This is a genomic window from Mesorhizobium sp. M1A.F.Ca.IN.022.06.1.1, assembly GCF_003952605.1.
Taxonomy (GTDB): Bacteria; Pseudomonadota; Alphaproteobacteria; order Rhizobiales; family Rhizobiaceae; genus Mesorhizobium.
Window position 1 is genome coordinate 2,835,580 of record NZ_CP034455.1, and the last position, 24,431, is coordinate 2,860,010.

The window sequence follows — 24,431 nt, forward strand, 5'->3', positions numbered from 1 at the left end:
CCCGAACAAATAGCGGCCGTGCTGACCGCCGAAAAAATCAGACGACGACGACTGGGTTCTTCTTCGATACCCTGTTGTAGAGGTCGATGATGTCTTGGTTGATCAGCCGCACGCAGCCCGACGACATCGCCTGGCCGATGGTCCACCATTCGGGCGAGCCGTGGATGCGGTAACCGGTGTCCTTGCCGTTCTGGTAGATGTAAAGCGCGCGGGCGCCCAGCGGATTGGTCAGGCCGCCGGGCTGGCCGCCCTGCCATTTCACCAGTTCCGGCTTGCGCTTGACCATCTCCGGCGGCGGCGTCCAGACCGGCCATTCCTTGCCGTACTGGATGTTGGCGCGGCCCGACCAGCGGAAGCCGTCCTTACCGATGCCGACGCCGTAGCGGATGGCGTCGCCGCCGGGCTGGACGAGATAAAGCATGCGCTCCTGCAAATGCACGACGATGGTGCCGGGCGCTTCGCCAGTCTTGTCGACGACGATCTGGCGACGGAACTCCGGCTTAACCTTCTGGTAGGGCACCGCCGGGACCTGGAAGCCGTTGTCGGTCAAGGCAGCATACATCACGTCGGGACCAGTGATGTTCTTGTCGACGCTGATCGCCGGTCGGATCGGCACCGATCCGGTGGTGGTGTCGTCTATCTGCAATTGCGGCAGGTCGAGCGTGTCGGTGGTGCTGCAGCCGGCCATGCCGAGCAGCGCCATGGCGCCCATACCTGAAAGCATGGCGCGGCGGGAAAGCGGAACTTCGGTTTCGACGGTTTCGCCGCTCGAAGGCGGCGTCAGACTTTGCGGCAACTCGCGCATACACCAAACCCTACGCTGTCGGCGGGAAGCACGGTCCGGCCGAATGGCTGCAATTTTCGTCAGTCATGGTTGAAAAAGGGTGAAAGAACTTTGCCCGCACTTAACCCTGACAGGGCGTTGTCCGGGCCAGGCGCCAGGGCAGGCCGGCGCCGAAGATTTTCTCCAACGCCTCTTTACAATCTCGCATACCCCAGGATTTATCCTGTTCTTTGCGCTCAAGGAGTAGGGAAAATGTCCTTCGAAAACTGGGCTGCCTTTGCCGCTGCCTCCGCCATCCTCCTCGTCATCCCGGGCCCGACGATCCTCTTGGTCGTCTCCTATGCGCTCGGCCAGGGCTGGCGTACGGCGCTGCCGATGGCAGTCGGCGTCGCGCTCGGCGATTTCACCGCCATGACGCTTTCGATGCTCGGCATCGGCGCGCTGCTTGCGGCTTCGGCCACTGTGTTCACCGTGCTCAAGGTGATCGGCGCCGGCTACCTCATCTATCTCGGCATAAAACTGTTCCGCGCCGGCGGCGCGCTGAAGGCCGAACCGCGCACCGACGCCGTGTCGGCGGCAAGGATGATGGCGCATGCCTGGCTGGTCACGGCGCTCAACCCGAAGAGCATCACGTTCTTCGTCGCCTTCCTGCCGCAGTTTCTCGACCGGCATGCCGATTTCTGGACGCAGATGCTGATCTTCGAAGCGACCTTCCTGGCGCTCGCATTCAGCAATGCCTTCGGCTATGCGCTGATTGCTTCACGAGCGCGCGCCATCGTGCGCAACCCAAGGGCGATCCGTATCTTCAACCGCACCGGCGGGACATTGCTTGTCGGCGCCGGCATCGCCACGGTGGCGATGCGTTCGGGGAATTGAGGAGAAGTCCGGTTCGACACAGTCGAAGCCCTCGCCGGTTGGCGGGCCGACGGTCGATGTTCTAGGATCGCATCGGTTCGACCGGACGAGCAGGCATTAAAGGACGCGGCATGGCGCTGAAGGACGCATTCGGCCTGACGCATTCAGGCGCGACCGAAGCCGGGCTTTCGTCCTACGCCAGAGCCGTCCGCGAGCTGCAGTGCTTCATCGGCGACCCGGTCGGCTCCGTCGATAGCGCGATCGCCGATGAGCCCAGCTTCCTGATGGCGCATGTGTTCAAAGGCTACCTGTTCGGCCTCGCCACCGAGCGGGAGGCGACGGCGGTTGCGCAAACCTGTCATGCGGCGGCGCTGGCGCTCGCCGGCACCGCGCGCGAGCGCGCGCATGTCGCGGCGCTCGGCCATCTTGCCAGCGGCCGCTGGCATGACGCCGCCCGCATCCTCGAGGACGTCGCCATCGACAACCCGCTCGATGCGGTGGCGCTGCAGGTTGGCCACCAGATCGACTTCTTCATCGGCAATGCGCGCATGCTGCGCGACCGCATCGGTCGGGCGTTGCCGGCTTGGGAGAAGGACATGCCGGGCTACCATGCCGTTCTCGGCATGCAGGCTTTCGGGCTGGAGGAAATGGGCGACTATGCGCGCGCCGAAGCCTTCGGCCGGCAGGCCATCGAGATCGAGCCGCGCGACGGCTGGGCGCAGCACGCGGTCGCGCATGTCATGGAAATGCAAAGCCGGCAAAGGGAGGGCATCGCCTGGATGGGCGCCAATCCGGAGGCGTGGACGAAGGACAGCTTCCTCAAAATCCATAATTGGTGGCATCTGGCGCTGTTCCACTACGATCTCGGCGAGACAAACGAGGTGCTCCAGCTCTATGACGGGCCGATCTACGGCGACCGCTCGACGCTGGCGCTCAACATGGTTGACGCCTCGGCGATCCTGTGGCGACTTTATCTCCACGGCGTCGATGTCGGCGACCGCTGGGCGGCGCTTGCGGCGAACTGGGCGCCAAAGGCGGCCGCCGGCAATTACGCCTTCAACGATGCCCATGCGATGATGGCCTTTGTCGGCGCCGGGCTGCACGCGCCGGCCCAGACCCTGCTCGAAGCGCAGCGCGAAGCAATGCGCGGCGATGACGATAACGCCGCATTCACGCGCGACGTCGGCCACCCTCTGACCTTGGCGATCAAAGCATTCGGCGAGGGCAACTACGGAGAAGTGGTGCGCCTGATCCGGCCAATCCGCTGGATCGCGCACCGCTTCGGCGGCAGCCATGCACAACGCGACGTGATCGACCTGATGCTGATCGAGGCGGCGCTGCGTGCCGGTGACAGCGCGCTGGCGCGGGCGCTGACCGCCGAGCGTCAGCTGGCGCGGCCGGACAGCCCGCTGTCGGCGCTGTTCTCGCGCCGCGCGGCCGATTTGTCAGAGAATTGACCGGAGGCGGATCTTGGCTTAAGAACTGGCCAAGCCAGATTTTTTCGAGACCCGAAAAAATTAATGGCATCGGGAGGAAATCATGTATCTCGGCCTCGACCTGGGCACCTCGGGCGTCAAGGCGCTCCTGATCGATGATCGCCAGACGGTCGTCGGGTCCGGCCACGGCTCGCTGGACGTCTCGCGGCCGCATGCCGGCTGGTCCGAACAGAATCCGGCGCACTGGATCGAAGCCTGCCAGACAGCGATTGCCGAGCTCAAGACTTCCCATCCCAAGGAGCTTGCAGCGGTCAAGGGTATCGGCCTCTCCGGCCAGATGCATGGCGCGACCCTGCTCGACGCCTCGGACAAGGTGCTGCGTCCCTGCATCCTTTGGAACGACACCCGCAGCCATGTCGAGGCAGCGGCGCTCGACGCCGACCCGCGTTTCCGCAAGCTCACCGGCAACATCGTCTTCCCGGGCTTCACGGCGCCGAAGCTGGTGTGGGTGAAGGACAACGAGCCCAGTGTTTTTGCCGCTGTCGCCAAGGTGCTCCTGCCCAAGGACTATCTGCGGCTCTGGCTGACCGGCGAGCATATTTCGGAGATGTCGGATTCGGCGGGCACATCCTGGCTCGACGTCGGCAAGCGGCAGTGGTCCTCCGAACTGCTCGCCGCGACAACGCTCGACGAGAAGCATATGCCGTCGCTGGTCGAAGGCACGGCGAAGGCCGGCGGCTTGCGCGGCGAGCTTGCCTCGAAATGGGGTATTGCTTCAGGCATTCCGGTCGCCGGCGGCGCCGGCGACAATGCGGCCTCGGCCTGCGGCATGGGCACCGTGGGCGCCGGCCACGCCTTCGTGTCGCTCGGCACGTCGGGGGTGCTGTTTGCCGCCAACGCCTCCTATCTGCCCAATCCGGAAAGCGCGGTGCACACCTTCTGCCACGCGCTGCCCAACACCTGGCACCAGATGGGGGTCATCCTGTCGGCCACCGATTCGCTCAACTGGCTGTCGGAGATCACCGGCAAAGGCGCCGGCGACCTGACCGGCGAGCTCGGCGACAAGCTCAAGGCGCCGACAGGCATCGCTTTCCTGCCTTATCTCTCCGGCGAGCGCACGCCGCATAATGATGCGGCCATTCGTGGTTCCTTCACCGGCCTCGCGCATCAATCGAGCCGCGCCGTGCTGACCCAGGCCGTGCTCGAAGGCGTGGCGTTTGCCTTCCGCGACAGCCTCGAGGCGCTGAAAACGGCGGGCACGACCCTGACCAGGGTGACGGCGATCGGCGGCGGCTCTCGCTCGCGCTACTGGCTGAAGGCGATCGCCACCGCGTTGCAGCTGCCGGTCGACATCCCGGCCGACGGCGATTTCGGCGCCGCCTTCGGCGCGGCGCGTCTCGGGCTGATCGCCGCGACCGGCGCCGATCCGCTTGCCGTTTGCACCGCGCCGGCGACCGATGCGACGATCGAACCGGATGCCGGGCTTGGTGGGGCGTATGCAGATGCTTATCAACGCTATCGTGCGCTCTATCCGGCGATCAGGGCGGTAACCGCGTGAGTATGCGCGAGGCACCCCCCTCTGCCCTGCCGGGCATCTCCCCCTCAAGGGGGAGATTGGCAGCTTGGGCGCCTCGCTCCCTTTTGCAGCGTTGGAGATTGGCGAAATCCTAGATGAAAGCCGATCTCCCCGCTTGCGGGGGAGATGGCCGGCAGGCCACAGGGGGGCGCCTCGCGCCTCCCTTACCCAGTTAGCCTCACTGCGCCGGCACCTTGTCGAGGAAGCCGGTGACGCTCTTCAGGCGGCCGTTCTCGATGACGCAAATATCGGTGCCTTCGATGACGGATTCTGCGCCTTCGGGGCCCAGATTCCACGAGAAGCGGATGCGGTCGGCAAAACCGTCCGGCTCACCCTTCAGCGAGAAGCGGAAGCCGGCGAATTGCTGCTGCACGCCGTCGATCAGCGCGGCGAGGCCGTCGTGGCCGTCGCCTTGCATGATCGGGTCGCGATAGCTGACGTCGCTGGTGAAGGCGGCCTCGAGCAGGGTCTTGCGGCGCGCCGCATCGCTCTCGTTCCAGGCGGTGATGTAGTTGCGGGCGATCGTGTTGAGGTCGGTCATGGTCTTCATCCTTCATTGGATCGTTTCGACATGACCCTTTTGGACCCACGGAAGCGCCAAACCAATTACGCCTGAGGTAATCGGCGAAAGCAGTTGGAGAGGAAGGAAACCATGAGCAGCGGATTTTTCGGCAATATCAAGACCATCAAGTATGAAGGGCCGGATTCGACCAATCCACTGGCCTACCGATATTACAACCCGGACGAAGTGGTGGGTGGCAAGCGGCTGGAGGACCATCTGCGCTTCGCCGTCGCCTATTGGCATTCCTTCGCCTGGCAGGGCGGCGACCCGTTCGGCGGCCAAACCTTCGACCGCCCCTGGTTCGCCAGGCCCGGCGGCATCGACACGATGGAACTGGCGAAACTGAAGGCCGACGTCGCCTTCGAGCTGTTCTCGCTGCTCGGCGTCCCCTATTTCTGCTTCCACGACGCCGACGTTCGCCCGGAAGGCAAGGATTTCTCCGAAAGCGCGGCGCGCCTCGACGAGATCGCCGATTATTTTTCGGCCAAGATGAACCAGACCGGCGTCAAGCTGCTCTGGGGCACGGCGAATCTTTTCTCGCATCGGCGCTTCATGGCGGGCGCCGCCACCAATCCCGATCCGGACGTGTTCGCCTATGCGGCGGCGACGGTGAAGAAGTGCATCGACGTGACCAAGAAGCTGAAGGGCGAGAACTATGTGCTGTGGGGCGGGCGCGAAGGCTATGAGACGCTGCTCAACACCGACCTCGCGCGAGAGCAAGAGCAGGCCGGCCGCTTCCTCAACCTCGTCGTGGATTACAAATACAAAATAGGTTTCGAGGGCACGATCCTGATCGAGCCGAAACCGCAGGAGCCGACCAAGCACCAATACGACTACGATGTCGCCACCGTCTACGGCTTCCTGAAGCGGTTCGGGCTGGAGAAGGAGGTGAAGGTCAACATCGAGCAGGGTCATGCGATCCTTGCCGGCCACTCCTTCGAGCATGAGCTGGCCTTGGCCAACGCGCTCGGCATCTTCGGTTCGATCGACATGAACCGCAACGACTATCAGTCCGGCTGGGACACCGACCAGTTCCCCAACAATGTGCCGGAGATGGCTTTGGCCTATTACCAGATCCTGCAGGGCGGCGGCTTCAAGACCGGCGGCACCAATTTCGACGCCAAGCTGCGCCGCCAGTCGCTCGACCCGGAGGATCTGCTGATCGGCCATATCGGCGGCATGGACGCCTGCGCGCGCGGGCTCAAGGCGGCGGCCAGGATGATCGGAGACAAGGCGCTGTCGGGTCCGCTTAACGAACGCTATGCCGGCTGGAACACGGCCGAAGGCAAGGCGATGCTTTCCGGCAAGCGTACGCTGGAGGAGATCGCCGAACGCGTGGTGACGGAGAAGATCGAGCCGCAGCCGCGCTCCGGCCGGCAGGAGCTCCTTGAAAACATCGTCAACCGCTACGTCTGAGGCTTTCCTGCGGCGCCCGAATCGAGCGCCGCAGAGCTGAAATTGCATTCCATGCGGGGTGAACCTACACGACAAGGTTTTGCCCCGCGCTGCCTCTCAATCGCCGCGCTCTTGCCTTCAAACAGCCGTCACGAATCGCGTATATTGTCGACATCCGGCGGGAAGGAAAGAAGGAGGCGAAACGTATGCAGCACGAACGCGAAATCGACGCCCTGCTCTCTTCCGGCGAGGCTGGTTCGATCATCGATCGGCTGATGGCGCTGCCGCATCCGAAGGATGGCGCCGGCGAAGCAAATGAATGGGATCGCGCGGTCGCCGCGCGGTTGGAAACGGCGCTGGCCAAGAGCATGCGCTCGCGCATTGTGCGCGAAGGCCGCGACGCCGCCTGATTCTTCGGCCCCTGTGTCCGAGGGCGTATTTTCGGCAGTTTGACGAACGGAGACTGTTTCTCCATCCTGCACCGATGATACGCGCGGTGCTGCTCGATCTCGCGGGTGTCGTCTATGATGGCGACACCCCGATCGCAGGCGCTGTGGCTGCGGTCGAGCGTTTGCGCAAGGCCGGACTGCCGCTCCGCTTCGTCAGCAACACGACACGTTCGCCGCGCCATAAAATCATCGCGCAGCTCGCCGCGCTGGGCGTCGAAGTCAGGGATGAAGAATTGCTGACGCCGGCGCGCGCCGCAGTCGAATGGCTGCGAAGGCATGGCCGCCAACCTCACCTGCTCGTCCATCCCAACCTCGAAGCCGAGTTTACCGGTTCGGAGGGCGGCAAGAGCCGCGCTGTCGTCGTCGGCGACGCCGGCGAGGCCTTCGACTATGCCGGCCTAAACCGAGCGTTCCGCGAACTGGTTGCCGGCGCCGATTTTCTCGCTTTGGCCACCAACCGCACCTTCAAGGACGCAGACGGCCAGCTCAGCCTCGACGCCGGCGCCTTCGTGGCAGCGCTCGAATTCGCCTGCGGGCGAAGCCCTGTCGTGCTCGGCAAGCCGTCGCCCGATTTCTTCCTCTCGGCGCTTGCCGGCTTGAATTGCCCGCAGACCGACGCGGTGATGGTCGGCGACGACGCGGAAAGCGATGTCGCCGGCGCGCTCAGCGCCGGGCTCGGCGCGGCGCTGCTCGTACGCACCGGCAAGTATCGCCCCGGTGACGAGACACGCTTCGACTCGGCGCCCACGGCGCTGGTCGACGACCTCAGCGCGGCGGTGGACTGGATCCTCAGCCGCGCCGCAGCCTGACCGGCGCTTCGCCGAACGCGCGGGAAAACGCCCTGGAAAACGCCGCGGCTGATGAAAAACCCGTACGCCCGGCAATGTCGGCCATGGCGATGCGCGTGTCGACCACCAGACGTCGGGCGGCGGCGAGCCGCAGCCGCAGATAGTAGGCGCCCGGCGTCTCGCCGATCGACTTGCGGAAGATGCTCTCGAGTGTGCGCGCCGTGACGCCGGCGCGCTTGGCCACGGCATCGATGGTCAGCGGCTCATCGACATGCGCTTCCATCAGTCGGATCGCCTGCGCCAGGCGCGGATCGTAGCCGTCGAGCCGGCCGAGCGAGACCAGCGGCTGGGCGTCGGTCGCCGCGCGCGTCTGATCGTAGATGAAGACGCTCGCCACATCGAGCGCGGCCGCCATGCCGAGCCGGGTGCGGACCAGATGCAGCATCAGGTCGAAGGTGGGCGAGGCACCGCCCGAGGTGAAGACCGGCCCGTCGATGACATAGCGGTCGGGGCGCACATCGACGCACGGAAAGGCGGCGGAGAAATCCTCCATGTCTTCCCAATGCGTGGTGGCGCTGCGGCCTTCGAGCAGGCCGGCGCGCGCCACCAGCCAGGTGCCGGCCTCGACGCCGCCGCAGGCGCGGGCCGCACGCGCCGCGCGGCGCAACCCGGCAAGCAACGCCGACGTCGCATAGTTCTGCGTGCCGAAGCCGGCGACGACGACCAGCATGTCGGTCGCTTCGGCGGCATCGAAGCAGCCGCCGACGGCGACCGGCAAGCCGCAGGTCGTCACCGGCGCCTCTCCGGTGAGCGAGACCAGCTTGAAGTCGAACAAAGTCTCGCCGGAAATGCGGTTGGCGGCGCGCAGCGGGTCGACCGCCGAGGCCACGCACATGATCGACGAGCCCGAGAACACCAGAAACGTCACCTTGAGGGTTTCCCGCTCGGCGCGAAAGATCGTCGGCTTTTCGCTTTTAGTCATGGCGCCTTCGTAAAACGCAAAACAGTTTCCGGCAAGTCGGTCATGCTTGGCCAGCTTCGGCGCAGGTCGTCATAGCAAAGCCGGTTTCCGGCTTCATGAATGGCTGATCGAATTTGGGAGGAAAGACGATGCCGCTCGCGATGAACCGTGAGGTTTTCATTACCTGTGCCGTGACCGGTTCCGGCGGGACGCAGGACCGCAGCCCGAACGTGCCGCGCTCGCCCAAGCAGATCGCCGATTCGGCGATCGAGGCCGCCAAGGCGGGTGCTGCGATCGTCCATTGCCATGTGCGCGACCCCGAGACCGGCAAGCCGAGGCGCGACGTCCATCTCTACCGCGAGGTCACCGAGCGCATCCGCGAGGCGAACGTGGATGTGGTGCTGAACCTCACCGCCGGCATGGGCGGCGACATGGTGTTCGGCTCGCCGGAAGCGCCGCTGCCGCTTAACGAGAAGGGCACCGATATGGGCGGCGCCACCAACCGCATGGAGCATGTGCGCCAGTGCCTGCCGGAGATCTGCACGCTTGATTGCGGCACGATGAACTTCGCCGAAGCCGACTATGTGATGACCAACACGCCCGGCATGCTGCGCGCCATGGGCGGCATGATGACGGCGCTCGGCGTGAAGCCCGAGATCGAGGCTTTCGATACCGGGCATCTGTGGTTCGCCAAGCAGCTGGTCGAGGAACAGGTGCTGAAGCCGGATGCGCTGGTGCAGCTGTGCATGGGTGTGCCTTGGGGCGCGCCGGACGACCTCAACACCTTCATGGCGATGGTCAACAACGTGCCGTCGACCTGGAACTGGTCGGCCTTCTCGATCGGCCGCAACCAGATGGCCTATGTCGCGGCGGCGGTGCTGGCCGGCGGCAATGTCCGTGTCGGGCTGGAAGACAATCTGTGGCTGGACAAGGGCGTGCTGGCGACCAATGCGCAGCTCGTCGAGCGCGCGGTGAGCATCGTCTCCAATCTCGGTGCGCGCGTGCTCGGACCGGAGGAAGTGCGCAAGAAGCTCAACCTCACCAAGCGGACGCCGATCGCGGCATGAGCATGACCCCGAAAAGTGGGAACCGGTTTTTGCTGCGCTGACCTGCGGTTCGGAAAAGATCATGCTCAAACAACATTGAAAAGCGGGAGGTCGAGATGGCTACCGTCAAATTCACCGCGATGAAGGACGGCGACAAGGAAGACTATGAATTCCTGACCGCCCACGAGATCGACTATGCCGCCAGGACGGGGGATCGGCTGCTTTCCGCCCTGGTGCAGCTGGACGAAGGTTTGTCCGGCTATAAGATCACCCGGCTCGGCCATTCGCTGCAGGCGGCGACGCGCGCCTGGCGCGACGGCGCCGACACTGACTGGATCGTCTCCGCGCTGCTGCACGACATCGGCGACATATACGCGCCCTACAATCATGACGAATATGCCGCTACGATCCTGAAGCCGTTCGTGCGCGAGCAATGCACCTGGGTTGTCGAAAAGCACGGCGACTTCCAGCGCCTCTATTACGCGCATCATTTGGGCGGCAACCAGCATGCCCGCGATCGCTTCGCCGGCCATCTCTATTTCGACGATTGCGACCGGTTCTGCGAGCGCTGGGACCAGTCGAGCTTCGATCCCGACTACGAGACGCTGCCGATCGAGTTCTTCCGGCCCCTCGTGCTCGAAGTCTTCGCCCGAAAGGCTTACGACCCGGCCGTGATCCGCGCCGGCGAGCGCGTGCCGCTTTCCGATCCCGAAACAGCCAAGACCAGAACCGGAGCCTGACCATGAGCATCATCAACAAGGCGGCCGCCATCGGCGGCGGCGTCATCGGCGCCGGCTGGGTGGCGCGCCTGCTCTTGAACGGCATCGATGTCTCGATCTTCGATCCCGATCCCGAGGCGTCGCGCAAAGTCGGCGAGGTGATGAAGGGCGCACGCCGCGCTTACAAGCAGATGCTGCCCGGCGGCCTGCCCAAGGAAGGCAAGCTCACCTTCGCCAAGACGATCGGCGAGGCGGTAGCGGATGCCGACTTCATCCAGGAGAGCGTGCCGGAGCGGCTCGACCTCAAGCACAAAGTGCTGGCCGAGATCGACGCCCATGCGCCGGCCAACTCCATAATCGGCTCCTCGACCTCTGGCATCAAGCCGACTGACATGCAGGTGGCGATGAAGAAGCACCCGGAGCGGCTGGTCGTCGGGCACCCGTTCAACCCGGTCTATCTTCTGCCGCTGGTCGAGATCGTCGGCGGCCACCAGACTTTTCCCGAGGCGATCGAGGTCGCCAAGGAGATCTACGCCTCGATCGGCATGAAGCCGGTGGTGGTGCGCAAGGAAATCGAGGCCTTCGTCGGCGATCGCCTCCTGGAGGCCGCGTGGCGCGAGGCGCTGTGGCTGGTCAAGGACGGCATCTGCACCGTCGAGGAACTCGACGATATCATGCGCTATTCCTTCGGCCTGCGCTGGGCTCAAATGGGCATGTTCCAGGTCTACCGCGTCGCCGGCGGCGAAGCCGGCATGCGCCACTTCATGGCGCAGTTCGGACCTTGCCTGAAATGGCCGTGGACCAAGCTGATGGACGTGCCGGAGTTCAACGACGAGCTGGTCGACCTGATCGCCACGCAGTCGGACGAGCAGGCAAACGGCCTCTCGATCCGCGAGCTTGAAAAGATCCGCGACGACAATCTGGTCGCCATCATGGATGCGCTGTCGAAGCAGAACAAGGGCAAGGGCTGGGGCGCCGGCGCGCTTCACAAGGACTATACCAGGCAGTTGGCCAAGCTGGCGGCGAAGCCGGCCGCCAAGGCAGGCGACAAAGCAAAAGCCGCCAAGCCGGCGAAGAAGATGGCGAAGCCCGCAAAGGCCGAGAAGCCCACGAAGGCCGACAAGGCGAAAACAAGCAAGAAGAAGGGCTGAGGCGATGCATTTCGGTCTTTCGGAAGAACAAAAACTGATCGTCGAGACGACGCGTGCCTTTGTCGAGAACGAGCTTTACCCGCATGAGCGCGAGGTGGAACGCACCGGCGAACTGCGCCGCGAGCTGATCGAGGAATTGAAGGCGAAGGCGATCGCGGCCGGGCTCTACGCCGCCAACATGCCGGCCGATGTCGGCGGCGCCGGCCTCGATACGGTGAGCTGGCTGCTCTACGAGAAGGAGCTTGGCCGCGCCAATTACGCGCTGCACTGGACCTGCGTGGCGCGCCCGTCCAACATCCTGCTCGCCGGCACGCCGGAGCAGCGTGAAAAATATCTCTTCCCCTGCATCCGCGGCGAAAAGTGGGACTGCCTTGCGATGACCGAGCCCGGCGCCGGCTCCGACCTGCGCGGCATGAAGGCGACCGCGGTCCAGGACGGCTCGGACTGGGTGCTCAACGGCACCAAGCACTTCATCAGCCACGCCGACATCGCCGACTTTGCCATCGTATTCATGGCTTCGGGCGAAGAGAATTCGCCGCGCGGCAAGCGCAAGAAGATCACCGCCTTCTTCGTCGACAAGGGCACCAAGGGTTTCACGGTGCGCGACGGCTACCGCAACGTCTCGCATCGCGGCTACACCAACTCGATCCTCGAATTCGACGACTGCCGGCTGCCGGCTTCCCAGGTGCTCGGCGAAGTGCACAAGGGCTTCGAGGTGGCGAATTCATGGCTCGGCGCCACGCGCCTGCAGGTCGGCGCCACCTGCCTCGGCCGCGCAGAGCGCGCGCTTTCGCATGCCATCGAATATGCCGCGCAGCGCCAGCAGTTCGGCCAGCAGATCGGCAAGTTCCAGGGTGTGTCGTTCAAGCTCGCCGATATGGCGACGGAATTGAAGGCGGCCGACCTGATGGTGTTCGAAGCCGGCTGGAAGTACGATCAGGGCACCGTCACCGATCAGGACATGGCGATGGCCAAGCTGAAGGCTACCGAGATGCTGGCTTTCGTCGCCGACGAGGCGATCCAGATCCATGGCGGCATGGGGCTGATGGACGATCTGCCGCTGGAGCGCATCTGGCGCGACGCGCGCGTCGAGCGCATCTGGGAAGGCACTTCGGAGATTCAGCGACATATTATTTCGCGGGCGTTGCTGCGCCCGTTCGGGGCTTAGAGCATGATCCGCCAAAACCGGGATCCGGTTTTGGCAACGATCGTGCTCAAATGAAAAGATGACCATGCATAAACTCGAACGTCTCCTGCGCCCGAAATCGATCGCCGTGTTCGGCGGGGCGCAGGCCGCCGCCGTCGTCGCGCAATCGATCAAGATGGGCTTTGCCGGCGAAATCTGGCCGGTGCACCCGACTAAAGACGAGGTCGCAGGCCGCAAGGCCTACCGTTCCGTCGCCGACTTGCCCGGCGCGCCGGACGCCGCCTTTGTCGGGGTCAACCGGCATCTCACCATCGAAGTGGTCAAGGCATTGGCCGAGCGCGGCGCCGGCGGCGCCGTCTGCTTTGCCGCCGGCTTCCTCGAGACCGAGGCCTATGACGAGGACGGCGAGCGGCTGCAGGCCGAGCTGGTCGCCGCCGCGGGTGAGATGCCGATCATCGGCCCGAACTGCTATGGCCTGATCAACTATGCCGACGGCGCGCTTTTGTGGCCCGATCAGCATGGCGGGATCAGACTGGCCGAGGGCGGCAAGGGCGTCGCCATCATCATCGTCCATCGCCATCAGCGGTCAACATGCCACTGATGCAGAAGCGCGGTCTGCCGATCGCGTTCCTGATGACGGCCGGCAACCAGGCGCAGACCGGCCTTTCCGAAATGGCGCTCGGTCTGATCGAGGACGAGCGCGTCACGTCGCTTGGCCTGCATATCGAGGCCTTCGATTCCGTGGCCGGCTTCGAGCGATTGGCGGCGAGAGCCCGCGAGCTGAAGAAGCCGATCATCGCCATGAAGGTCGGCCGCTCGGAACAGGCGCGGCAGGCGACGGTTTCCCATACCGCGTCGCTTGCCGGTTCGGATGCCGCCTCGGGCGCGTTCCTGAAGCGGCTGGGCATCGCGCGCGTCGATTCCATACCGGCCTTCATCGAGGCGTTGAAGCTCTTGCACATCACCGGGCCGCTGCCCGGCTACAGACTGTCGTCGATGAGCTGCTCGGGCGGCGAAGCCTCCGTGATGGCCGACAGCGCGGAAGGACGCTGGGTGCATTTCCCGACGCTAAGCGCCGAGCATCGCGCGCATGTCAAATCGACGCTCGGGCCGCTGGTCGCGGTCGCCAATCCGCTCGACTACCACACCTTCATCTGGAACAACGAGCCGGCGATGACGGCCACCTTCACTGCCATGGTGTCGGGCGGCTTCGACCTCAACATGCTGGTGCTCGACTTCCCGCGCCCGGACCGCTGCTCGGACACCGACTGGTGGGCGACGCTGCGTGCCTTCGAGGCGGCGCTGAAGACCAACAGGGCGCAGGGCGCGATCGTCTCCTCGCTGCCGGAAAACCTGCCGGAGGAATATACCGCCGGGCTGATGGCGCGCGGCATGGTGCCCTTGTTCGGCATTTCGGAAGCGATGGACGCCGCCCAGGCCGCCGCCTTCATCGGCTGGGCCTGGCGCGAGCCGCAGGCGCAGCCGGTCGACACCACGGCGGCGGGCGCTTCCGACGGCGACCACGTCACGCCGGACGAAGCCGAGGCCAAAGTGCGTCTGATCGAGGCCGGGCTGCCGGTGCCGAAGGGCGAGCGCGCCTCGAACGCGGTCGAGGCGGTGATTGCGTCCATGGCGCTCGGTTTCCCGGTGGCGCTGAAGACGCTCGGCGTGACGCACAAGTCGGAGGTCGGCGCGGTGCGGCTGAACCTCAAGGACGCCGAATCCGTCAGCAATGCCGCGCATGACCTGTTGCCGCTCGGCACCGGGCTTTATGCCGAGCGCATGGTGCGCGACGGCGTCGCCGAACTGATCGTCGGCTTCACCCGCGACCCGATGTTCGGCGCGGTGATGACGCTCGGCACCGGCGGCGTGCTGGTCGAGCTGCTGCGCGACAGCGTGACCCTGATGCTGCCGGCGACGCGCGACGACATCGAGGCGGCGCTGCGTGGCTTGAAGCTCACCGCTCGAGCATCGCGGCAGCGCTCGGCAGGATGAGCGATCGGCGCATAGCGATCGCGCTGCTGGAGGGCTATCGCGGCAGGCCCAAGGCAGACGTCCAGGCCGCCATCGACGCCATCGCCGGCATTGCCGACTTCGTGCAGAAGAATGAAGGCGAGATCGAAGAGCTCGGCTCGACATCAACCCGCTGATCGTCTGCGCCGAAGGCAAGGGCGCCTGGATCGCCGACGCGCTGCTGGTGCTTGGAGAAAAGAAGAATGGCTGACGTCATCACCACTCGCCGCGAAGGCACGATCCTGGAAGTCACGCTCGACCGGCCCAAGGCCAATGCCATCGACCTCAAGACCTCACGACTGATGGGCGAGACGTTCAAGGCGTTCCGCGACGATCCCGGCTTGCGCGTCGCCATCGTCAAGACGGCCGGAGACAAGTTCTTCTGCGCCGGCTGGGACCTGAAGGCGGCTGCGGCCGGCGACGCGGTCGACGGCGACTACGGCGTCGGCGGCTTTGCCGGGCTGCAGGAACTGCGTGACCTCAACAAGCCGGTGATCGCCTGCGTCAACGGCATGGCGGTGGGCGGCGGCTTCGAGCTGGCGCTGTCCTGCGACCTGATCTACGCCTCTGACCATTCTTCCTTCGCGCTGCCCGAGATCCGCGCCGGCACGCTGGCCGACGCCGCGACGATCAAGCTGCCGAAGCGCATCCCCTACCATATCGCCATGGACCTTCTCCTCACCGGCCGTTGGATGGATGTGGCGGAAGCGCATCGCTGGGGCCTGGTCAACGAGGTGCTGCCCAAGGAGAAGCTGGAGGACCGCGTCTGGGAAATCGCGCGGCTTTTGGCCAGCGGGCCGCCGCTGGTCTTCGCCGCGATCAAGGAGACGGCGCGCGTGGCCGAGGCGCTGACTTTCCAGGAGGCCATGAACAAGGTGACGCGCAGGCAACTGCCGACGGTCGATATCCTCTACGGCTCGGAGGACAATATGGAAGGCTTCCGCGCCTTTGCGGAGAAGCGCGATCCGGTGTGGAAGGGTAGATAGGCCGCAGACGATGGCGTTCCGTCACACCCCCCTCTGCCCTGCCGGGCATCTCCCCCGCAAGGGGGGAGATCGGATGTCACGGTCGCTTTCGCCAATTGCCAGCGTCGCAGGTGGATCGCCGGCGCCCAAGCTGCCAATCCCTCCCCCTGCGGGGGAGATGTCCGGCAGGACAGAGGGGGGTGCTCAGGCTCGACCTTCGCGATCGGCCCAAGCGCTATGACCGACTACAAGACCCTCATCGACGTCGAGACCTGGGCTTTCATCGAGAAGACCAATTCCTATTACCCGCCCGACACGATCGACTACACGATCGCAGAGCAGCGGGCGATCTACGACCGGATGTGCCGCGAGTTCTTCGCCGGCTATCCGCAAGGCGTGACGGTCGAAACGTCCGCCATCGCCACGCCGACCGCCAGCATCCCGATCCGCATCTATAGCAACGCGGAATCGAACAGCGCCGCAATGGTGCTCTATGTTCATGGCGGCGGATTCATCCTCGGCGGGCTGGACAGCCATGACGATGTCTGCGCCGAGCTGTGCGCCCGCACCGGCTACGAGGTGGTCTCGGTCGATTACCGGCTGGCGCCGGAACATCTGCATCCGGCCGCCTTCGACGACGTGCTAAGCGCCTTTGAATGGGCCGCCAAGACCTATGATTGCCCTGTCCTGCTTTGCGGCGACAGCGCCGGCGGAAACCTCTGCGCCGCCGTTGCCCACGCAACGCGCGGTCACATCAAGAAGCCGGCCGGCCAGGTGCTGATCTATCCCAGCCTCGGGGGCGACCGCTCGCGCGGCTCCTATGTGGCGCATGCTGACGCGCCGATGCTGACCCTGCGCGATATCGAATTCTACCTGAACATTCGCACCGGCGGCGTGGACCGGACCGGCGACATCACGCTGTCGCCGCTCGCCGACGCCGATTTCGCCTATCTCCCGGCGACGGTGCTGATCACTGCCCAATGCGACCCGCTGTCCTCAGACGGCGAGGCCTATCGCGACCGCGTCGTCGCGGCCGGCGGGTATGCCTACTGGTTCGAAGAACAGGGGCTAGTGCACAGCTATTTGAGAGCCCGGCATACGGTCGGTCGTGCTCGCGCGAGCTTCACCCGCATCGTCGAGGCGGTCTCCGTGCTCGGCAGAGGCGAGTGGATCTGGTGATTTTGCCAAAGCGCGTGGCGTCGAGAATTCAAGCGCCGCGCTTCGGGGCTGATGCCAAAATCGCTGCTCTCTTTTCGGCGACTTGCATGAGACGGGCAAAGACAGCTCTACCAGCCGGACGCCTAGAGCATTTCACCGTTTCACGGAAACGACGAAATGCTCGGGCTTGTTTGTTCTGACGCAATTCCGGACGGAAAACCGCTCACACTTTTTCTCGAATTGCTCTAGACCGGATTGAACCTTTCCGACTCAGCCTGCGACTGACGGCCAGGCGCCGCATGGCGCGGGCCGGAAAGGGAGCCCGTATGATCAGAAATCCAGAGCCGCGGTGGTCCGAGGAAGCAACAGGAGCTCGGCGCGATCATCGGCTTCGGGATGGAGACGACGCGCTCGGCTTTCGGCTGATTCCGTTGACCCTGCCAGGCACCCGGCGTATCGTGAACAGGCGGAAAACAGACAATTCTATCAGGGACGAACGAGCCGGAACGCTGCGACTTACCTTGTTTTGCGCGGCGAAATCGGAGGGTTCTTCCGACGACTTCGGGGGGAGCTCAATGTCTCGCGACCGCGGCTCGTTCGTGGCTTTTCGCGGCGGCGGTTTGCGCCGCGCGATCGTGACCACCAGCGGAATTCTTGCCCTGGCACTGGCCGCCGGCTTTTGCCTCGGCGGTGCGGCAAAGGCTCAGGAAGCCCAGATCATCTATCCGGGCTCGATGGCGGTGACCGGCTTCCCCGGCACGATCATCCCGGATTTCGGCTCTCCCGATTCCGAAAAGGGCGGCCTGCCGCCCGGCGTCGACCCGGTCGACGAAACCTTCATCGACACTTCGCAGGCCTCGTTGCGCATTTTCAACGTCTCGCAACTCGGCGGCCCAGCTTCGGGCCAGCTCGTCTACACGCCGCCGCCCTTCGAGGTGACAGCCGGCCAGATCGGCGAGGTCTTCGGCCTCACTTATGACGACGGCGTGCGCGATGGCGTGCCGTCGGGCATTCCGAACCTCTATACGGCGGCGACCTCGCTGCACGGCATCGACATCGTCACGCCGGACGCCGACGAGGACGGGCGGCCTGAGCGACAGCGCCGCGGCGCCGCCGGCGCTGTCTTCATGAACGGCCAGTTCGGCATCGAAAATGGCGGCGGACCGGGCACCATCTGGAAGATCGACGGTATCTCGGGCGCCGTCTCGAAATTCGCCGACATCGACACCAACAGCGGGCCCGGCATCGGCAACCTCGCCTTCGATCCGACCCATCGTGAGTTCTTCGCTTCGGATCTCGATACCGGGCTCATCCACCGCATCGATATCGAGGGCAATCTGATCGACAGCTTCGACCATGGCGTTGCCGGGCGTCCCGCGCATGGGCTGGCCCCGGTCGCCGACGACGGCGCCGTGATGGACATCCACGATACTGCCTTCGATTCGGAAGACCCCCGAACCTGGGGCTATACGCAGGATGCGCGCCGCGTCTGGGCCGTCGCCTACCATGGCGGGCGGCTCTACTATTCCGTAGGCGAGAAAGCCGAAATCTGGTCGGTCGGCATTGCAAGCGACGGGGGTTTTGGCCGCGATCCGCGCTGGGAACTGACGGTCAAGGCCGACCAAGATTATGCCGTCACCGATATCGCCTTCGACAATCAGGGTTTCATGTATCTTGCCCAGCGCGGCCCGGTCGAGAACCGCTACGATTACAGCCGCTTCGCCGATACCGGCAAAGGCGAGGTGATCCGCTACCAGCGCGAGGATCCGGACGATCCGGCAACGGAATCGGTCTGGGCCGAGGTGCCGCAGGAATATGCGGTCGGCTTCCCGCAGGGCAACCGGCAGTCGGCAGGCGGCGTCGACCTGCAATACCGCTACGACCCCGAAGGCAATCTTGACACCTCGGTCTGCACCGACACGGTCGTGAACACCGGCGACAAATTGCGCGACAATCCGGAGCTTGCCGAGCGCCTCGCCGCCGGCGGGCCGCTTGCCGTGCATGGCGTCCAGCTCACGCCAAGCAAGCTGGTCAAGCCGGTAAACGTGCCGCCCTTCGGCTCCTGGGTCGTCGACTTCGACGGCTATTTCGAAGACCCTGACGTCCAGGGCCATGTCGGCGACGTCAGGGTCTGGCGCCCCTGCGAGGGCCGCGCCGGCTATTATGAGGAAATCCCCGGCGGCTTCCTGCCTCCCGTCTATCCGCCGGACTTCCCTCCGCCCGGCAACCTGCGCCCATGCCTCGATGTCGAGGACGTGCAGTATTTCTGCACACCCCGCGGCCTCCGGGCCGACCTCTATCTCGATGACCACGCCGGCTTTGGCGGCGATTCGATCAAGGCTTTGTCCAAGACACCGGGCGTCGGGGTGACCTCACCCATGTCGCATGCGCCGGGCAAGCCCTACACGATCGGCATCATCGGCCATAATCCGGGCGACACCGTCAATGTCGGGCTCTGCTTCTACCGGAAGTCCGACCGGGACAAAGGCGGCTACTATCCTTGCTGCAAGGTGACGCTGCCGCTGAGGACGCCGGCCGTCGAGTGCGAAGCGCCGAGGAGGGACAGATGAGCGGTCTCGTCCTTTCCCGCCCTGCCCCGCGCAAAGCCGTCATGGGCACGATCATGAAACCCCTGTCATACGCCAGGCGCGGCGCGCGCTGGCTGATGGCGGCCGGTGTCGCGGTCGCCATGATGCCGGCAGTGCCGGCGCTTGCGCAGGACAAGGCACCGGCCGGCCAGATCGCCAACCCGGAAATCACGGCTGGATCGCGCGGCATCAATCCGGAGCTCGGGCGGATCATACCCTTCTTCACCAAGAAGGGTGGCCTAAGGGGCTGCGATAGTGTCGAATACGTCTTGAGCTTCGGCATCCATGGCGACCCGCAGGACTTCGACCGGCCAAGCGTGGCGGCCCTTCTGAAGGCGACAAGGCTCGACTTCAAGGACCAGTTGCCGCACGGCTTGCAGATCGTGAGCGTCGACCTCGTCGGCGACGGCACGGGCGCTTCCGGCGGACCGCTGCCCGCTGCTTCGATCAGCACATCGGCCGGCCCAAATGATACGGCAAGCGTTTCAAATTTCCGGATCAGCGCTTCGAACCTCGACGGCGTCGGCGCTGCCGACGAACGCGTGATCACTTTCCGGATCACGGCCAAGATAGACCATGCCGCCTTCGCCGCGCCGGCAACGGTCGATAACCAGGGTGAGATGAAGGTGGCCTTCAGGGGCGGCCCGGCAACCACGATCCCCTCGCAGGATCCGGACAAGCCCGACGACGCCGATTTCCTCACCGGCGTGAAAACCTCGATCACGATCGACCTGAGCAAGTGCAACCCGCCGCCTCCGCCTCCCAGCAAGGAATGCTTCAAGGTCGAACGCGGCTCGGTCGACTGCGTGCCCGGCGGCGGCGCCTTCATCTATCACATGCCGGTCGGTCCGGAGATGGCCGGCAAATGGGTGCAGCTGTCGACGACGACACCCGGCATCACCATCGCCACCGACACCCAGCAGGTACCTGCCGGCGGCGGCGTGTTGAACTGGAAGATCATCGGCGCCTCGCCGGGCGAGGCCATCCATCTCGTCGTCACCGGCATCGACACCTATGCCGGGCCGAAGGAAGGCTGGGGACTTTGCTGCACGCAGGAGATCGACATCGACATTCCGCGTGATCTCAGGTGCCCGCCCCAAAAGCAGCCCGACCTCAAGGTGGAGAAGTGGGCAGAGGTGCCGCGCTGCACGATGTCCGGCGGCTGCGACTTCACCATCACGGTCACCAATGTCGGCGATGCGCCCTATAACGGCAAGATCGTGCTCGACGAGGTGACATTGCCGGCCGGGTCGGCGCTGTCGTCGGGACCGAACCCACCCTGGGTCTGCGCGCCCGGGACGACGCCGATGACCTGCACCCATCCGGCAACCACGCTCAACCCGGGCGCCTCCGCCGTCCTCAAGCTCGGCTTCAAGCCGGCCGGCGGCTGGCAGGGAAGCGTGCTGCGCAATTGCGCCGCCTATGACTACCAGGCGAGCGGCAAGCCGCTGTTCGGCAGCCAGCAGAACGATCGCGGCTGCGCCTCGATCCCGGTCTGCCGCCGTGGCGATCGCGATCCGCAATGCCAGCCTGCGGTCGAGAAGAAGGTCGACCTGCTGCTGAAGAAGCGCGCCCGCATGCCGGTCTGCACGCCGGACGGCATCTGCAGCTTCGTGATCGATATCATCAACAACGGCACCAGCACCTATCACGGGCCGCTGACCGTGATCGACACCTATCCGGGCGACGCGCCGACCTCCTCGGCCTTCGGGCCCAGCCCGCCATGGATCTGCTTGCCGAACGGCCCCGGCCAGTTCCGCTGCGACAATGCCGGCATCTCGCTGCCGCCGGGCGCCTCGACGCCCATCGTGGTCAAGGCGGTCATGCCGGCAAACTACCGGCCGGACACGGTCGAGAATTGCGCCGAGGTGAAGGCCATTGCGCGCGAGGTCGACCTCGCGAACAACAAGGCGTGCGCGACCGAGCGCATCCGCCGTCCGAATGGCGCCAAGCCCGGCCTGCGCATCACCAAGGCGTGCGAGAGCTCGCTGGCCGGTGCGTCTTCGGTATCCTGCCGCATCACCGTGACCAATGCCGGCACTGCTGCCCCCACCGGTCCGGTGCGGGTCAACGATGCCGCCACGCTGGTGTCGGGCGGCGCGCCGGTCGCTGTCCGGACCCTGACCCCGGACGGCGCCGACTGGAACTGCGGGCCAGTGCCCGCCAACATGCTGTCTTGCCAGATTGCCGGCGCCGTCATGACGCCCGGAACCAGCCGGCACTTCGACGTGACGGTCGGCGGCAATGACGCGTTCGAGAACTGCGCGCGCGGCTCTTTTGGGCCGGCGCCCCGCGACGACATCGTCTATCCGATCGGCCAGGCTTGCGCGAAGGGCGGTGGGGCCTCCATGATCCGCGTCGAGAAGACCGGCGACAGCGAATGCCAGCCAGGCGCGCCCTGCTCGTTCGAGATCACCATCACGAATGGGGGCCGAATGCCTTCTCCGGTCCGGTCCGCATCGGCGATGCGGTCGGCATCGACGGTCTCGGCAGGCTGGAGGGTGTCAAGATCACCGCGATCGACCCGCCTTTCGGCTGCTCGCCGGAGCCGGCGACGCTGCCGGCGTCCTGCATCGCCAATCTGACGCTGGGCGCCGGCGAAAGCCATACGCATCATGTCACAGTGGTCCTTCCCGACGACGCGCGCCTTGCCACTCTGCGGGGTACGGTCAGCGGACAGAACTGCGTTGGGGTGCTCTCGCCAAACACGCCGGTGCAGGGCGGCGGCGATGTGCTGTCGCGCGCCCCAGCCAACGCGCAAGGCGACGGCGGCAGGGCCTATGCATGCCACCCCTTCACAATCAAGCGTGAGGTCAAGAACCAGTGTTCGGGCGGCATGGTGCTCAACTCGGCCGGCCGCTGCGCCTGCCCGGACGGCACCACATTCCGCAACGGTCAGTGCTCGTCCGGCGGCACCAAGCTTCTGCCGCTGCCAGTGCCGCAGCGCTGCGTCCTACTCAAGGGCCAGATCCGGACCGAGGACGGGCGCTGCGTCTGCCCGCGAGGCGCCGAGCTGGAAAACGGCAGATGCGTTCAGAGCGAGCAGCCGCAGGAGCCGCAGTGCACGCTGCGTCCCGGCCAGTACCGCGACCAGGACGGCAATTGCGTATGCCGGCGCGGCGAGCTGGTGAACGGCGTCTGCCGGGTCGCTCCGCCGAAATGCACGATCCGCGGCGCCGTGCCAACACCGGATGGCTGCGCCTGTCCCAAGGACACGCATGTCGACCGCGCCGCCAAGGCTTGCGTGCCCGACAGGCAGCAGCCGCCCAGCCAGTGCCGCATTCGTGGCCAGGTGCGCAATGCCGATGGCGATTGCGTCTGCCCGAGGGGGACGGCGTTGAAGGGCAAAGCCTGCGTGCCGGTCAGGAAGCCGCAAGCATGCTCCATCCGCGGCCAGTTCCTCAACAAACGCGGCGTCTGCGTGTGTCCACGCGGCACCGAAGTGATCGAAGGTAGATGCGGCAGGTTCGAAGACGCTGAATGCGCGCCGGGCTCGGAGATGATCGATGGCATGTGCCAGCCGATCATCAGGCGGCGCTGCCCGGTCGGAACGGCCGGCCGGTATCCGGATTGCTTCCCGATCCGCAGGCGGCCAGGCTTGGAGATCGATCCGGACCTGCTGCTCAATCCGAATATCCTGCAGCAGTTGGTGCCAAGAAGCCAACCAAGGCTGCAGCGGAACCCGGCGACTGACAACCTTCAGTAAGGCAGCCCATCACTACCGCGCCCGCGAACCCGCCGGAGAAATCCAGCGGGTTCTCTCTTTCCCGCATCGCAGCTCGCGTTTTTGCGCGCCCCTCGAGCGAAGCGGAAAACACGCTTCCCCTTGGCCGGACGATGGTCTAGGCAGACCCGCGTGCCAGCGCGCAGCCCAGCGCGCCGATGAGGATGCCGGGAGAAGCCTTTCATGAGCAAGAAGACCCTGATCGCACCATCGGTGCTGGCGTCGGACTTTTCGAAGCTCGGCGACGAGGTCGAAGCGGTCGCGGCGGCCGGAGCCGATTGGATCCATCTCGACGTGATGGACGGCCATTTCGTGCCCAACATCACTTTCGGCCCACCGGTGATTAAGGCGATCCGCAACCGGACAAAAACCTTCTTCGACTGCCATCTCATGATCGCGCCTGCCGACCCCTACCTGGTGGCCTTTGCCGAGGCCGGCTGCGACGGCATAACGGTGCATGCCGAGGCCGGCCCGCATCTCGACCGTTCGCTGCAAACCATCAAAGGTCTCGGCAAGAAGGCCGGTGTCTCGCTCAACCCGGCGACGCCGGAAACGGCGATCGAATATGTGCTCGACCGGCTCGACCTCATCCTGATCATGACCGTCAATCCCGGCTTCGGCGGCCAGGCTTTCATCCCGGCGATCGTCGACAAGGTGCGAAAGGTCAAGGCGCTGATCGGCGAGCGCCCGATCCGCATCGAGATCGACGGCGGCATCTCGCCGGAAACGGCGCCGCTGGTGACGGCCGCCGGCGCCGGCGTGCTGGTGGCCGGCGCGGCCATTTTCAAAGGCGGCACAGTAGAAACCTATCGGGCAAATATCGAAGCGATCCGCTCAGCCGCCGACAAGGCCGCCCGTTAAAGACGTCGACAGTGCGTTCCTACCAAAAGCCGCCTCGCTAACTAAGGGCTGTTCAGTATACCGAGTTATGTCAAGTCTCCCACTGACGTCAGCCTTTTTTCAAGTGGATTTTACTTTATTCGATAATTGACCCCGCCTTGTCTTAAAGTACGAATATCGCCATCATACGTTTTTAGGCGGCTGTGCTCGGCTGCAAGATACATCGTATGAAATTGCTTGGCCGAGGGGCCCTGCAAAACAGGGGCCGGCAATA

The 24,431-nt window shown here is 65.1% G+C and carries 17 protein-coding genes and 2 pseudogenes; 16 read left to right on the forward strand and 3 right to left on the reverse strand.

Translation table 11 applies throughout. The features are described 5' to 3' along the window. Positions 1 to 37: 37 nt before the first annotated feature. A complete protein-coding gene (locus EJ078_RS13385; RefSeq protein WP_095776964.1) occupies positions 38 to 805 on the reverse strand; it encodes a L,D-transpeptidase in 768 nt (255 codons plus the stop codon). 231 nt (positions 806 to 1,036) lie between these two features. On the opposite strand from EJ078_RS13385, the gene EJ078_RS13390 reads away from it, so the two are divergent. From EJ078_RS13390 to xylB, 3 genes are all read left to right on the forward strand, one after another. Continuing rightward, complete coding sequence (locus EJ078_RS13390) at positions 1,037 to 1,660, forward strand: LysE family translocator (protein ID WP_066996047.1); 624 nt, start codon at positions 1,037 to 1,039, stop codon at positions 1,658 to 1,660. A gap of 110 nt (positions 1,661 to 1,770) precedes the next feature. Continuing rightward, positions 1,771 to 3,096, forward strand: a complete 1,326-nt coding sequence (locus EJ078_RS13395) for a tetratricopeptide repeat protein (RefSeq protein WP_127215604.1) — start codon at positions 1,771 to 1,773, stop codon at positions 3,094 to 3,096. An 82-nt stretch (positions 3,097 to 3,178) separates the two neighbouring features. Beyond that, complete coding sequence (xylB, locus tag EJ078_RS13400) at positions 3,179 to 4,633, forward strand: xylulokinase (RefSeq protein ID WP_127215605.1); 1,455 nt, start codon at positions 3,179 to 3,181, stop codon at positions 4,631 to 4,633. A 196-nt stretch (positions 4,634 to 4,829) separates the two neighbouring features. On the opposite strand, the gene EJ078_RS13405 is transcribed toward xylB, so the two are convergent. After that, positions 4,830 to 5,192: a nuclear transport factor 2 family protein gene (locus EJ078_RS13405; RefSeq protein ID WP_095824430.1), complete on the reverse strand. Its 363-nt coding sequence runs from the start codon at positions 5,190 to 5,192 to the stop codon at positions 4,830 to 4,832. Positions 5,193 to 5,303: 111 nt separating this feature from the next. Here EJ078_RS13405 and xylA point away from each other — a divergent pair, with 111 nt between their 5' ends. From xylA to EJ078_RS13420, 3 genes are all read left to right on the forward strand, one after another. Beyond that, positions 5,304 to 6,629 carry a xylose isomerase gene (gene xylA / locus EJ078_RS13410; protein WP_127215606.1) on the forward strand — a complete coding sequence of 442 codons (1,326 nt, stop codon included), beginning with the start codon at positions 5,304 to 5,306 and terminating at the stop codon, positions 6,627 to 6,629. Between the two features lie 185 nt (positions 6,630 to 6,814). Continuing rightward, entirely contained in the window at positions 6,815 to 7,018 is a 204-nt protein-coding gene (locus tag EJ078_RS13415; protein WP_066996194.1) for a hypothetical protein, read from the forward strand. Positions 7,019 to 7,104: 86 nt separating this feature from the next. Next, a complete protein-coding gene (locus EJ078_RS13420) occupies positions 7,105 to 7,866 on the forward strand; it encodes a TIGR01458 family HAD-type hydrolase (RefSeq protein ID WP_306462650.1) in 762 nt (253 codons plus the stop codon). Here EJ078_RS13420 and EJ078_RS13425 read toward each other — a convergent pair. Beyond that, entirely contained in the window at positions 7,847 to 8,827 is a 981-nt protein-coding gene (locus tag EJ078_RS13425; protein WP_127403596.1) for a GlxA family transcriptional regulator, read from the reverse strand. The two genes, EJ078_RS13420 and EJ078_RS13425, sit on opposite strands and share 20 nt — an antisense overlap. 128 nt (positions 8,828 to 8,955) lie before the next feature. On the opposite strand from EJ078_RS13425, the gene EJ078_RS13430 reads away from it, so the two are divergent. The 10 genes and pseudogenes from EJ078_RS13430 to rpe all read left to right on the forward strand — a co-directional run bounded on the left by EJ078_RS13430 (position 8,956) and on the right by rpe (position 24,178). After that, positions 8,956 to 9,873, forward strand: coding sequence for a 3-keto-5-aminohexanoate cleavage protein (locus EJ078_RS13430; RefSeq protein WP_127217404.1), 918 nt, complete (start codon positions 8,956 to 8,958; stop codon positions 9,871 to 9,873). Between the two features lie 95 nt (positions 9,874 to 9,968). Next, positions 9,969 to 10,592 carry an HD domain-containing protein gene (locus EJ078_RS13435; protein ID WP_066996070.1) on the forward strand — a complete coding sequence of 208 codons (624 nt, stop codon included), beginning with the start codon at positions 9,969 to 9,971 and terminating at the stop codon, positions 10,590 to 10,592. A 2-nt stretch (positions 10,593 to 10,594) separates the two neighbouring features. After that, the gene (locus EJ078_RS13440) at positions 10,595 to 11,722 is read left to right on the forward strand and encodes a carnitine 3-dehydrogenase (RefSeq protein ID WP_067324062.1); all 1,128 of its coding nucleotides are present in this window, start codon (positions 10,595 to 10,597) and stop codon (positions 11,720 to 11,722) included. Positions 11,723 to 11,726: 4 nt separating this feature from the next. Then, positions 11,727 to 12,890 carry an acyl-CoA dehydrogenase gene (locus tag EJ078_RS13445; protein WP_127216730.1) on the forward strand — a complete coding sequence of 388 codons (1,164 nt, stop codon included), beginning with the start codon at positions 11,727 to 11,729 and terminating at the stop codon, positions 12,888 to 12,890. 64 nt (positions 12,891 to 12,954) lie between these two features. Continuing rightward, positions 12,955 to 15,093 (forward strand): annotated as a pseudogene (locus tag EJ078_RS13450) (acetate--CoA ligase family protein). Then, on the forward strand, positions 15,086 to 15,868 hold the full coding sequence (locus EJ078_RS13455) for a carnitinyl-CoA dehydratase (protein WP_066996079.1): 783 nt from the start codon (positions 15,086 to 15,088) through the stop codon (positions 15,866 to 15,868). The pseudogene EJ078_RS13450 and the gene EJ078_RS13455 overlap by 8 nt, the downstream one beginning before the upstream one ends. 216 nt (positions 15,869 to 16,084) lie before the next feature. Then, positions 16,085 to 17,026 (forward strand): alpha/beta hydrolase, encoded by a 942-nt coding sequence (locus EJ078_RS13460; RefSeq protein ID WP_095824388.1) that lies wholly within the window; start codon positions 16,085 to 16,087, stop codon positions 17,024 to 17,026. 554 nt (positions 17,027 to 17,580) lie between these two features. After that, on the forward strand, positions 17,581 to 19,575 hold the full coding sequence (locus EJ078_RS13465) for a hypothetical protein (protein ID WP_245459218.1): 1,995 nt from the start codon (positions 17,581 to 17,583) through the stop codon (positions 19,573 to 19,575). Further along, positions 19,572 to 23,299 (forward strand): annotated as a pseudogene (locus EJ078_RS13470) (hypothetical protein). Before EJ078_RS13465 ends, EJ078_RS13470 begins: the two are co-directional and overlap by 4 nt. Positions 23,300 to 23,500: 201 nt before the next feature. Further along, entirely contained in the window at positions 23,501 to 24,178 is a 678-nt protein-coding gene (rpe, locus tag EJ078_RS13475; protein WP_127215648.1) for a ribulose-phosphate 3-epimerase, read from the forward strand. Positions 24,179 to 24,431 lie beyond the last annotated feature (253 nt).